The 11,933-nt window shown below is 64.3% G+C and carries 11 protein-coding genes and 1 pseudogene; 8 read left to right on the top strand and 4 right to left on the bottom strand.

The genetic code is table 11. The features are described from left to right. Window positions 1–110 precede the first annotated feature (110 nt). Together exaC and ACX80M_RS11065 are read left to right on the top strand one after the other, a co-directional pair. Window positions 111–1,634, top strand: a complete 1,524-nt coding sequence (gene exaC / locus ACX80M_RS11070; protein ID WP_459309668.1) for an acetaldehyde dehydrogenase ExaC — start codon at window positions 111–113, stop codon at window positions 1,632–1,634. Window positions 1,635–1,803: 169 nt separating this feature from the next. After that, entirely contained in the window at window positions 1,804–2,391 is a 588-nt protein-coding gene (locus tag ACX80M_RS11065; RefSeq protein WP_459309672.1) for an adenylate kinase, read from the top strand. 156 nt (window positions 2,392–2,547) lie between these two features. Here the strand turns inward: ACX80M_RS11065 and ACX80M_RS11060 are convergent, their stop codons facing one another. From ACX80M_RS11060 to ACX80M_RS11045, 4 genes and pseudogenes are all read right to left on the bottom strand, one after another. Continuing rightward, window positions 2,548–3,627 carry a LacI family DNA-binding transcriptional regulator gene (locus ACX80M_RS11060; RefSeq protein WP_459309666.1) on the bottom strand — a complete coding sequence of 360 codons (1,080 nt, stop codon included), beginning with the start codon at window positions 3,625–3,627 and terminating at the stop codon, window positions 2,548–2,550. Between the two features lie 38 nt (window positions 3,628–3,665). Then, window positions 3,666–3,782, bottom strand: a pseudogene (locus ACX80M_RS11055) (carbohydrate ABC transporter permease); the annotation flags it as partial. A gap of 335 nt (window positions 3,783–4,117) precedes the next feature. After that, a complete protein-coding gene (locus ACX80M_RS11050; RefSeq protein ID WP_252608215.1) occupies window positions 4,118–4,771 on the bottom strand; it encodes a TetR/AcrR family transcriptional regulator in 654 nt (217 codons plus the stop codon). Between the two features lie 91 nt (window positions 4,772–4,862). Next, on the bottom strand, window positions 4,863–5,984 hold the full coding sequence (locus ACX80M_RS11045; protein WP_252614836.1) for an alcohol dehydrogenase catalytic domain-containing protein: 1,122 nt from the start codon (window positions 5,982–5,984) through the stop codon (window positions 4,863–4,865). Window positions 5,985–6,147: 163 nt separating this feature from the next. Here ACX80M_RS11045 and ACX80M_RS11040 point away from each other — a divergent pair, with 163 nt between their 5' ends. The 6 genes from ACX80M_RS11040 to ACX80M_RS11015 all read left to right on the top strand — a co-directional run bounded on the left by ACX80M_RS11040 (window position 6,148) and on the right by ACX80M_RS11015 (window position 11,928). After that, window positions 6,148–6,990: an alpha/beta fold hydrolase gene (locus tag ACX80M_RS11040; protein WP_252608219.1), complete on the top strand. Its 843-nt coding sequence runs from the start codon at window positions 6,148–6,150 to the stop codon at window positions 6,988–6,990. Window positions 6,991–7,048: 58 nt separating this feature from the next. Beyond that, window positions 7,049–8,563: a flavin-containing monooxygenase gene (locus ACX80M_RS11035; RefSeq protein WP_252608221.1), complete on the top strand. Its 1,515-nt coding sequence runs from the start codon at window positions 7,049–7,051 to the stop codon at window positions 8,561–8,563. A 64-nt stretch (window positions 8,564–8,627) separates the two neighbouring features. Further along, window positions 8,628–9,398 carry an SDR family NAD(P)-dependent oxidoreductase gene (locus tag ACX80M_RS11030; protein ID WP_459309664.1) on the top strand — a complete coding sequence of 257 codons (771 nt, stop codon included), beginning with the start codon at window positions 8,628–8,630 and terminating at the stop codon, window positions 9,396–9,398. 11 nt (window positions 9,399–9,409) lie between these two features. Beyond that, window positions 9,410–10,279, top strand: a complete 870-nt coding sequence (locus ACX80M_RS11025) for an SDR family NAD(P)-dependent oxidoreductase (protein WP_252608225.1) — start codon at window positions 9,410–9,412, stop codon at window positions 10,277–10,279. Between the two features lie 108 nt (window positions 10,280–10,387). Beyond that, window positions 10,388–11,359: a tripartite tricarboxylate transporter substrate binding protein gene (locus tag ACX80M_RS11020; protein WP_459309662.1), complete on the top strand. Its 972-nt coding sequence runs from the start codon at window positions 10,388–10,390 to the stop codon at window positions 11,357–11,359. 56 nt (window positions 11,360–11,415) lie between these two features. Continuing rightward, complete coding sequence (locus tag ACX80M_RS11015) at window positions 11,416–11,928, top strand: tripartite tricarboxylate transporter TctB family protein (protein ID WP_252608229.1); 513 nt, start codon at window positions 11,416–11,418, stop codon at window positions 11,926–11,928. Window positions 11,929–11,933: the final 5 nt, after the last annotated feature.

Here is an 11,933-nt window from a genome sequence, read left to right as displayed (position 1 = left end):
ACCAGCGCAACGGCATCAGCCTTGAACTCATCGGAATAGGTTGGTCGAGCAGACATGGGCACAATCCTTTCAAACTGTGTCTCACATCAGTAGTACACCTCAGAGTGACCATGACTGTTTATGTACAGCCCGGCCAATCAGGATCCAAGGTCCAGTTCAAGGACCGCTATGAGAACTGGATCGGCGGAGAATGGGTGGCTCCAACGACCGGCCGATACATCGAGAACGTTTCCCCGGTGAACGGAAAGCAATTCACCGAGGTGGCCCGCGGCGCCGCCGCGGACGTTGAGCTCGCACTCGATGCCGCGCACAAGGCCGCACCGGCGTGGGGCAAGGCTTCGGCCACCGAGCGCGCCGCCGTGCTGAACAAGATCGCCGACCGGATCGACGCGAACCTTGAGATGCTCGCCGTCGCCGAATCGTGGGACAACGGCAAGCCGATCCGCGAAACGTTGAATGCGGACATTCCGCTCGCGGCGGACCACTTCCGCTACTTTGCCTCCGCCATCCGCGCCCAGGAAGGACGGCTGTCCCAGCTCGACGACGACACCACGGCCTACCACTTCCACGAACCCCTCGGCGTCGTGGGTCAGATTATCCCGTGGAATTTCCCCATCCTGATGGCCGTCTGGAAGATGGCTCCTGCCCTGGCGGCCGGCAACGCGGTGGTGCTCAAGCCCGCTTCCAACACCCCGGCCTCCATCCTGGTCCTGGCGGAACTCATTGCGGACCTGCTGCCTGCGGGCCTGCTGAATATCGTCAACGGCTTCGGGGCGGAAGTGGGTAAGCCGCTGGCCTCCAGCCCCCGTATCCGCAAGATCGCGTTCACCGGCGAGACCTCCACCGGGCGCCTCATCAGCCAGTACGCCAGCGCAAACCTGATCCCGGTCACGCTGGAGCTCGGCGGCAAGAGCCCGAACATCTTCTTCAACGACGTCGCGGACACCAACGATGCCTTCTACGACAAGGCACTGGAGGGCTTCACCCTGTACGCCTTCAACCAGGGCGAAGTCTGCAGCAGCCCGTCCCGTGCCCTCGTCCAGGACGGTATCTACGATTCCTTCATGGCTGATGCCGTGGCCAGGACAGAACAGATCATCCAGGGCAACCCGCTGGACACCAACACCCAGATCGGCGCCCAGGCCTCCGTGGGCCAGATGGAGAAGATCCTCTCCTACATCGACATCGGACTCGAAGAGGGCGCCAAAATCCTGGCCGGCGGTGCGCAGTCGGAGCTTGACGGGGACCTGGCCGGCGGTTTCTATGTCCAGCCGACCATTTTTGAGGGGCACAACTGGATGCGGATCTTCCAGGAGGAGATTTTCGGCCCGGTGGTCTCCGTTGCACGCTTCGGCGACTACAAGGACGCAGTCAGCATCGCCAACGACACCCTGTACGGCCTTGGCGCCGGCGTCTGGTCGCGCAACGGCAACGTGGCCTACCGTGCCGGCCGCGAGATCCAGGCCGGCCGGGTGTGGGTGAACAACTACCACGCCTACCCTGCCGGGGCAGCGTTCGGCGGCTACAAGTCCTCGGGCATCGGACGTGAAAACCACTCCATGATGCTGGACCACTACCAGCAGACCAAGAACCTCCTGGTAAGCCACTCAGAGAACAAGCTCGGCTTCTTCTAGAAGCAGCACCCTTGTCAGGCACGCCCGCACCTGACCGCCCGCTGCACCATAACTACCGGTAGCAGCACAAAAGGCCCGGTACGACGGCGGGACCTCCCGCCGTCGTACCCTGCTTGAGGGCACCACCGACAAAAAAGCGGCACCACGAAGGGACATCTGAATGACCAGAATGCTGATTATTGGCCCGCCCGGTTCGGGCAAGGGAACGCAGGCGGAACAGATCTCCGAACGCCTCGGCGTTGTGGCGATCTCCACCGGCGACATCTTCCGCGCCAACGTCAAGGGCGAGACACCGCTGGGCGTGGAGGCGAAAAAGTACATGGACAACGGGGATTTCGTTCCGGACAGCGTCACCAACGAAATGGTCAGGTCGCGCCTCAGCGAGGATGACGTGGACGCCGGCTTCCTCCTGGACGGCTACCCTCGGACCACGGCACAGGTGGACTATCTTGACTCAATCCTGGCCAACGGTGACCAGAAGCTCGATGTCGTCCTGCAGCTGACCGCTGACGACGAGGAGCTGGTCACGCGCCTGCTGGGCCGTGCCAAGGAAACCGGCCGGAGCGACGACACGGAAGCCGTCATCCGGCACCGGCTGGACCTGTACCACGAGCAGACCGAGGCCGTGGTGGCCAAGTATGCCGGCCGCGGCATCCTCGCCAGGGTTGACGGGATTGGCGGGGTCGGCGAGGTCACGGACAGGGTGATGGGCACGCTCGGAGATCTTCTTGAGGTCTCCGGCGTCATCGGACGGTAATACTCAACCGCCTGCATCGCTGATCAGTAGCGGTGATCGAGCCTGTCGGAAACCACCACTGGAATCCGGCAGGCTCGACATGGCTGTACGGGCGAAGGCACGGTTCGTCGCCGTCATCGCTCGCTGGCGGCGGCACTGGCCAATTCCTGGGTGCGGCTATGCGGGGGCCAGAGCCCGCACCGAGTTTCGTTCCACGGCGGGACAGTGGATTTTTGTGGGGTCAGCGGCCGGTCCTTCTTCAAGGCCCAGGAGCATCCGCACTCCGGCTGCGCCCAGTTCGTAGTGGGGGAGGGCTACGGTGGAAAGTGGGGGCCGGACGTGGGCGGCGATGACTTCCTGGTTATCGAATCCCACCACTGCTATGTCCTCGGGGATGGAGAGCCCGTGCTCGCGTAGCCCGTCGTATAGTCCCATCGCCATTCGGTCGTTGTAGCAGAACACGGCAGTGGCTTCGCGCTTGAGGAGTTCCTCGGTCGCTCCGTACCCGCCTTCCTGGTCTGGGTAGGCTTCCAAGACCAGGCCCGCGTCGAACGGGATGCCTTCCGCTTCCAGCGCTTCCCTGTAGCCCTGGAGTCGTCCGTCCTTAGCCGGGGCAGGGATGGTGGCGTTGATGAAGGCGATCCGGCGGTGACCGTGTTTCAGCAGGATCTCCGTGGCTGAACGGCCGCCCTGTATTTCATCCGGGACCACGGCCCGGGAGCCTGGTTCCGTGGAAAAGCAGTTGACGAGGACGAAGTCCGACTCCTTCAGGGAGGCCGGGATGTCCGTGGGCCGGTGGAACCAGGTGGAGTAGAGGATTCCGCGCACCTTGTATTCGAGCATCATGGCAATCGCGTCCGTCTCCAGCTCGCGGTTGCCTTCGGTGTTGGCGATGAGAAGTGCGTAGCCGTGCTTCCAGGCTTCATCCTGGGCGCCGTGGATGATCTGGCCGGCAAAAGGGGTGGTGGCAATGGCATCGGCTACGAGCCCGATGAACCGCGAACTCCCGCTGACCAGGGTTTGCGCCATGGCATTCGGCCGATAGCCCAGGTCCCGGATGGTGTCCCGCACGCGCTGGCGGGTTTCGTCGGATATCCGGGCAGTCTTTTTCTTGTTCACTACCAGGGAGACGGTGGCAGTCGAAACGCCCGCGGCCTCGGCTACCTGCCGGAGCGTGACGGGTTGAGGCCGCCCGGGACGTCCGAGGGGTGCAGCCGCACCCAGCGGTGTGACCGAACTATTCTCCTGCGAATTCATGAGCCCTCCTTGAGGAGTATATCCGGCTGTTCCTGCTGTCATCCCTTACTCCCACCGCTCTCCAGGCCTTGGATCATGGCTTTGTTCAGCACGAGGAAGACCAGCAGCAGGGGCGTGATGGTGATGCAGACGGCGGCAAACGTGGCCGTCCAGTTTTGGGTGTACCCAACTGGATAGTGGTCGAAGAGCCATCCCCAAGCCGAGGGTGGAAGACAAGAGAAATCGGACTCTCACGTCAACAAGACCCGCCCCGATGTCCCAGTAGCCTGCCTCGTCGGCGACGATCGGGTCTCAACCTGCGTAACTTCGGCCTAACTCTGTTCAGAGGTAGGGCTTGCCCCAAGTTCCATCTGCTGCGCCTATTGCTCCATGTGGGAGCAGCTGCGCACGGGAACGGGCTTGGAGGCTTCGTCTTTGCGAACAGTTGGGCGTGTGCGCTCAGGTGCACGTGGCTCCTGATTTAGCATGCAGCTGATTAGCACTGGATCTTTCAAAACCGGAAAAGCGGCTCGATCTGAACGCGAAGGCGCTCGCGGAGTTTTTCCCAGAGATCCTCTGGGCGGAATCCGCGCGCCGGGGTGCGCAGAACTTCGTGGATGTAGGTTCCGTTGCAATTCTGCGCAACGACCAGGGAGTCGACGTCGGCGCTCAGGTACCCTGCGTCCCTCGCGTTGTCGAGGATGGCGGCGATCAGAACGATAACCCGGTCGCCCTGAGAAATGCTTTGGGCCCCAAGCTGGCTTCCGGCCTTGAAGCCGTGGTGCAGGTAGCTCGTGACGTTCTCCGGGTCGGTTGCGTAGAACCGGGCGCGTGCACGGAAGATGGCGTAGAGCCGCTCCACATAGTCCCGCGCGGTGGAAGTATTGGCGGCAAGTTCCTTGTCCGCGTCCTCGATGGCCTGGAGCGTCATATCCATGCGCTCGCCGATAACCAGCAGCAGCAGCTCGTGCTTGTTACTGACGTAGCGGAAGAGGGTGGCCTCTCCGACCCCGGCAAGCTCGGCCACTTCCTTGGTGGTGGTGTGCTCGTAGCCCCGCTCGTTGAAGAGCTGTTCTGCTGCGGCGCGGATGTTCTGGTAGCGCTCGATCCGGGCCTTCTCACGCAGCCCGACGGGAGCACCAGAGGCGGTGGCCTCCGAAGTCATCGTCTTCATCCTTTATTAACGCCCCTATCAGCGGTTAGGTACCGGACGGCCGTTCGCAGCCGCCGGGTTGCAGTTCTGGTGCCGATAACACTCAATTGAACATCACGATCTGGCGGATGGCGTTTCCATCGGCGAGTTCATCCATCGCCTCATTGATCTTGTCCAGGGTGATCACCGACGAGGCCAGCTTTTCGACGGGCAGCCTTCCTTCGCGCCACATCTGCGCGTAAACCGGAATATCCCGGGCGGGCACTGCGGAGCCCAGGTAGGAACCGACGATGGTGCGGGCCTCGGCCGTAATCCCCAGCGGTTCAATGGATGACAGCGCTCCCGGAGCCGGCAGTCCGACCGTCACCGTGGTGCCGCCGGGCGCCGTGGCTTGTACCGCGGTTTCGAAGGCCCGGGGGTGGCCGGCCGCCTCGATGACGAGGTGGGCCCGGATGCCCAGTTCCGCGGCCTCGGCAGGCGAGTACGTTTCTGTTGCCCCCAGTTCCCGCGCTGTGATCAGTTTCTCCGGGTTCGCGTCGATGCCGATGATCCGGGCGGGTTCAGCCCACGCTGAGGAGACTGCGACGGCGGTCAGCAGCGCTGCCATGCCGACGCCTCCAAGGCCGACGATCATGATGTTCTGCCCCTCCTGGGGGTTTCCCGCGTTGATGACGGCCCCGCCGCCGGTCAGCACGGCGCACCCAAGAAGTGCAGCGACCGCCGGCGGCACGTCGCTTCCGACCGGAACCACCGAGCGACGGTTGAGCACGGCATGGGTTGCAAAGCCGGAGACTCCGACGTGGTGACGGACCGGCTGGCCGGCGCGCGTGAGCCGGATGGATCCGCCGGGCAGTGTTCCGGCCCCGTTGGATTCTGTTCCGACGCTGCAAGGCAGCTTGCCCCCGGTGCGGCAGTTGGGGCACTCCTCGCAGCGCGGCAGGAAAACCGTGACCACGCGCTGGCCCGGTTCGAGGTCATCGACACCCGCGCCGACACTGACGACCGTACCGGCGGCCTCGTGGCCGAGCAGCATGGGCAGGGGACGGGGGCGGTCGCCGTTGACGACGGAGAGGTCCGAGTGGCAGATGCCCGCAGCCTCCATCCGGATCAGGACTTCCTCGGGCCCTGGCCCGGCAAGGTCAAGCTCCGCAACGGAAAGCGGGCGGGACTGGGCGTACGGACGGGGGGAGCCGATGGTCTCAAGGACCGCGCCGGTAATCTTCATTGTTTCCCTTCCAGGGATTGTGCTTCGTATCACTCTTATGCTTTTATGAGAGTGTAATCCGCACGGAGTGCACTTTCAATATCGCGCGATGCGCGTTTCCTGCACCCGGTCGGATCCCCTCATCGCTATCAGCACCGGCCAGTCAAATTCGAAGGGATTGGAATTGAAGATTCATCCAGATGCAAACGAGGGTGCCGTCCACGTCGGGGGCCTCTCGGTTCCTTTCCACGACACGCTTGCGCCGGAGGACTCGCGGGACACTGTGGTCCTGGTCCACGGAACGGGTGGAAGCGCCAAGACTCATTTCCGTACCCTCTTTCCCATGCTCGCCGCCAGGTACCGTGTCCTGGCCCTTGACCTGCAGAGCCCCGACGGGGAACTGACCCTCGGTGGATTGTCGGCGCAGGTCGCCGCTGTCATTGACCAGCGCGCTCCTGCACAGCCGGTACATGTCGTCGGCTACTCCCTGGGAGCCCTGGTCGCGGCCGACCTCGCCGCTTCCCGCCCCGAGAGCGTGTCAAGCCTGACCCTGGTGGCCGGCTGGGTCAGGGCCGACACCCAGCAGCGGCTTCGCAACCGGATCTGGAAGCAGCTTTTCGAGTCGGACCAGGATCTCCTGCGCGAATTCGTCACCTGGACAGCCTATGGACACCCGTTCCTGGCCGGCCGGGGCGAGGCCGATATCCGGGCCCTGGTTGATGCCCGGACCTTCCCGGACGGGATCGCCGGACAGATGCGGCTCAACGCCGTCGCCGATCTGAGTGGCAGGCTTGCAGCGATTACCGCTCCGTCCCTGGTCATCGCCGGCGCCCACGACCAGATGGTGCCGGCCCGGCAGACCCAGCTCCTCTTCGGAGGCCTTCCCAATGCCCGCTACGCGGTCATCGACAGTGGTCACGCCGTCCCGCAGGAGCGACCGGCCCAGCTGTTCCAGCTCATCAACGAATTCGTGACGGACCCCGCCGCTGCTCCTGCGGGCGGGATCCGGGAAGCACTCTTTGTCTAGCCCGTCGGGACCAGCACACAACAACACACACATTGGAGGAACAGTGGAAAGTACCCCTATGGGATACCCCGCGCCCGGTTCGCCGGTCGATGTCATCATCGTGGGCACCGGCTTCGGAGGCCTCGGCATGGGTGCGAAGCTGGCCCGCGAGGGCGAACGGTCATTCATCATTCTTGAACGGGCGGAGGACGTGGGAGGCACCTGGCGTGACAACCACTACCCCGGCGCGGCCTGCGACGTGCCGTCGCTCCTGTACTCGTTTTCCTTCCGACCCAACCCTGAGTGGTCCCGGATGTTCGCCCCCCAGGAGGAAATCCTGAACTACCTGCGCAGCGTCGCCCGGGAAGAGAACCTCCTTGAACGGATCGTCTTCGGCGCCGAACTGACCGATGCCCGGTGGGATGAGGCGGAAGCGCTGTGGAAAGTCAGCACCCCCAAGGGTGAGTTTGCAGCCAAAACCCTGGTGACCGCCGTCGGGCACTTATCCGAACCGAAGATGCCAGACATAGAGGGACTGGCTGACTTCTCCGGCGAAGTGTTCCACTCGGCGCAGTGGAATGACGGGATTGACCTGGCGGGCAAGCGGGTGGGCATCGTCGGCTCGGGAGCCACGGCCATCCAGGTTTTGCCCGAGGTGGCAAAGATCGCCGGGGAGGTCGTCGTGTTCCAGCGTTCCGCCCCGTACGTGACTCCGCGTCCGGACCGTTCCTACACCGAGGAGGAAAAGGGTCTTTTCCGCAAGATGCCCGAGGTGATGCAGGAACTGCGGGAGGAGATGTTCTGGTCCAACGAGGAGCGCTACGCCCAGCGCCGGGGCACCCCGACGCTGGTCTCCGCCGCAGCCCAGGTTGCCCTGGACCATCTGCACCGGCAGATTGAGGATCCGGAACTCCGCCGGAAGCTGACCCCGGACTATACGTTCGGCTGCAAGCGGGTGCTGAAGTCCAGCGATTACTATCCCACGTTCACGCAGGACCACGTCCGCCTGGAAACCGGCGGCGTCACGCGTGTGGAGGGCAACCGTGTAGTCGGCGGAGACGGGGGCAGCCACGAACTGGACGTCATCATCGCCTGCACGGGTTTTGAAGCGACGGATCTGCCCATCGCCTACCGTATCTTTGGCCGCGACGGCCAGCCGCTCAGTGAACGCTGGGCGAACGGCATGCAGGCCTACGCCACCACGGCCGTGCACGGTTTCCCGAACCTGTGGATCATCAACGGGCCCAACACGGGGCTGGGTCACAACTCCGCCGTCTACATCGCCGAGGCCCAAATCGACTACATCATGGCCGCGGTGACCTTCCGCGACCAAGCCGCGGTGCCGGCACTGGAGGTGAGCAGGGAAGCGGAGGATGCCTTCATGGATCGTGTGGACCAGCTGGCGCAGGGCACTGTATGGCTCGACGGCGGCTGCAGCAGCTGGTACGTGGACCACCGCAACGGGCGGCTGACCACCCTGTGGCCGGAACCGGCCTATACCTTCCGCCAGGTCAACGCACCCTTTGACCCTGAACCCTATCTGGCCGGATCCCTGGACGAAGCCAGGGAAGAAGCCCTGGCCGGAGTGCGCTAACGGCCCCACCGGGGGGGTGCCTAAAAGGAGGCACGCCTCCCGTTCAACGAGGAACGGAGAAAGCATGAGTAACAACCCGCAGCACCAACGAACAGCCGTCGTCACCGGCGCGGCCGGGGGCATCGGCCGCAGCATCGTGGAGTCATTCCTGGCCAGCGGGGACCGGGTGATCGCCGTGGATGCCTCGAACTCCGCACTGGCCGGCCTCCAGGCGGACCTGCATCCGCAGGGCGGATCCCTGCAGACGCTGCACTGTGATGTCACCGAGCCCGGCGACTGGAAGCGGATTGCCGAGGCGGTGGAGGCCACCCCGGAAACCCCTACGGTACTGGTCAACAATGCCGGCATCTCCCCGAAACGGGACGGGCAGAAAATCCCGGGTGATGAAGTCCCCCTGGACGAGTGGACGAGCGTTCTGTCGGTGAACCTCACGGGACCGTTCCTGGGTATCCAGGCGCTGGTGCCGCACATGAAGAACACCGGTTTCGGCAGGATCGTCAATATGTCATCCCTGGCAGGACGGGACGGCGGCAGGCTCGGCGGGGTCCACTATGCCGCGACCAAAACGGGCCTGCTCGGCTTGACCCGCTCCTTCGCCCGGGAACTGGCACCGTTCGGCATCACCGTCAACGCCATCGCCCCGGGGCGGATCGACTCCGGCATGGCGGCCGGCGTCTCCGATGAAGTCAACCGGAACTATCTCAGCCGCATCCCGGTAGGCCGGCTGGGACTCGCCAGTGATGTCGCCCAGGCCGTCCAGTACCTGGCCGCCGTCGAAAACGGCTTCGTCACGGGTGTCACGGTTGACGTCAACGGAGGGTCGTACATGGGATGAGATTCCAATCCATGAATCCCCCGAAGGCGGATGGGAGAGGGGTTGGCCGGTCGCCGGCGCCGGACAGGCTGCGGGGCAAGGTAGTGCTGATCACCGGCGGTGCCGGAGGTATCGCGGTGGCCACGGCTCACCGGCTGGCCGCGGCAGGAGCATACGTATCCCTCGTTGACCGCGACCAGCCAGCCCTGGACCAGCTTGTCTCCACGCTGGGTGACGGCCACCTGGCCACGGCAGCGGATGTGACGGACCACGTGTCCTTGCAGGGCGCAGCCCGACGGACAGTGGAGCACTTCGGCCGGCTGGACATCGTCTTTGCCTGCGCCGGCATCGGCAGTGCCTCCACCGTGGCCGCTTCCAGCACCGAGGACTTGCTGCGGATCGTCGACGTCAATCTTGGCGGGGTAATCAGGACCGTCAAGGCTACCCTGGAGGAGGTCACCGCAAACCGGGGCTATTACCTGCTCATGAGTTCGGCCGCCGCGTTGAAGAATGTTCCGCGGGCCAACGCGTATGCCGCCTCCAAGGCGGGCGTGGAGGCCTTTGGCGGGGCGCTTCGGCTGGAACTGGCCCATAAGGGCGTTGACGTGGGCGTCGCGCATCCGGCATGGGTGAGCACCGGCATGATTTCCGGGGCGGGAAGCCGGGCCGGGGAGAGCCGCTCCCTTCCGTGGCCCTTCAGCGTGGTGTCCAGCACGGACGCCTGCGCCGGCCTGCTCGTCGGTGCGATGGCCGCGCGCCAGCGCAAGGTATTCGTCCCGCGCAGCCTGGCCCTGATGGATCCTCTGCGGTGGCTCTCAACCGGGCCGCTGTGGGACGCCTTCATGAAACCCCGGGCGGCGCTGAGCGTCTCCCTGCTTGAGTCCGCATCTTTTAACGAATGATTAAAATCACCCGCGGCAGTTGTGCCCGGGGTCACAATCCTGTTTACTGAGAGGGCACTCCTTGCGGAGTGCACTCTCAACTTCAGCCCGAAATCATCAGAGGTTACCTTGAATAAGACTCGCGTGTTCTCCGCTGCCGTCACTGTCGCCGGCCTTGCCCTTACCGTTACAGCCTGCTCCGGTGCTTCTAAAGCATCGACCGAGGGCTACCCGACCAAGTCCATTACGTTCGTTATGCCCTATGCAGCGGGAGGTCCATCCGACACGACGGCGCGTGCCTACGGGGCCTGCCTTGGAAAGCTGCTGGGCGGCACTTTCGTGGTGGAGAACCTTGACAGCGGAGCAGGTGCGGTGGCCATGCAAAAGCTGGCCGGCGCCAAGCCCGACGGCTACACCGTAGGCCTCAGCACCAACGGGCCTATGGTCCTGAACCCAATGAGCAACGACCTGGCCTACTCCCAGGACGATTTCCAGGCCCTGGGCACCATGGCAGCGATCCCCACCTTGTTCGCTGTGCCAAAGGACTCTTCGTACAAGACCCTGCAGGAGTTGTTTGACGCCGCCAAGGCGAACCCGGGGAAGATCTCCATCGGTGTTCCCGGGGCAACCAGCTCGCTGGCCACTGAACTCAAGCGCGTGCAGAAGGAGAGCGGCATCGAGTTCGCACTGGTTCCCACCTCCGGCAGCGCCGAACTCATCACCAACCTGCTGGGCGGCCACATCGACGCCGGATTCGTCAACGACTACGTCGACGTTGAGGCCCAGGTGAAGGCCGGCGCCCTCGTCCCGCTCGCTGCTGCCGGTGAAGCGCGCTCGGAGGCCTTCCCCGACGCTCCCACGACCCAGGAGGCCGGCTACGACGTCAAGACGACTTCGGTCTACGGTCTCTTCGCCCCCAAGGGCCTGCCGCAGCAGGTTTCCGACAAGCTCGAAAGCGGCGTCGAAACCTGCAGCAAAGACGCCGAGGTCATCAAGCAGATCGGGGACCGGTTCGTGCCTAACAGCTTCTCAAATGCGGAAGCGACCCAGCAGGTCTTTGCCGACATGCGCACCCGTTACGAACCCCTCCAGGCGAAGTAACAAGACAACGACTCAACCGCCGGCCAACGACGGCCGGCACGAAGAAGGGTGAACCCATGGTTTCTTCTCCCGTGGAAGCGGCCGCCGAGATCAGGGAGCCGGAAAGGCCCCACTCCGGCTCCCTGCGCTGGCAGCGCAGAATCGCTCCGCTCGTCCTGCTCGCACTGGGCCTCGGGGCAGCGTCCGGGTCATGGCAGTTGAAGCTGGGCACCCTGCACAATCCTGCCCCGGGCCTCTGGCCGTTCGTCATCTCGCTGGCCATCGTCCTCAGCGCCACGGCCCTGATCGTATGGCCGGGACATGAGCCGGTGGAGGCTTGGGGCCGGAAGAGCCTGTCGGTAGTGGCCGGCATCGCCAGCCTTGCCGCGTTCGTGGTGCTCTTCGAACTGATCGGCTTCTTCATCCCGGCCGTGTTGATGCTCCTTCTATGGCTGCGCGTTTTCGGCCGGGAGTCGTGGCGCTGGACGGCGGTTTTCGCTGTGGCCGGCCCGGCAGTGCTTTACGTCATCTTCGACCGGCTCCTCGGCGTACCCTTCCCCGCCGACCTGGCGCTTGACGCCTTCGTCTAGAAACG

The organism is Pseudarthrobacter sp. MDT1-22, assembly GCF_054511035.1.
This window is presented reverse-complemented; position numbering and strand designations above follow the sequence as displayed.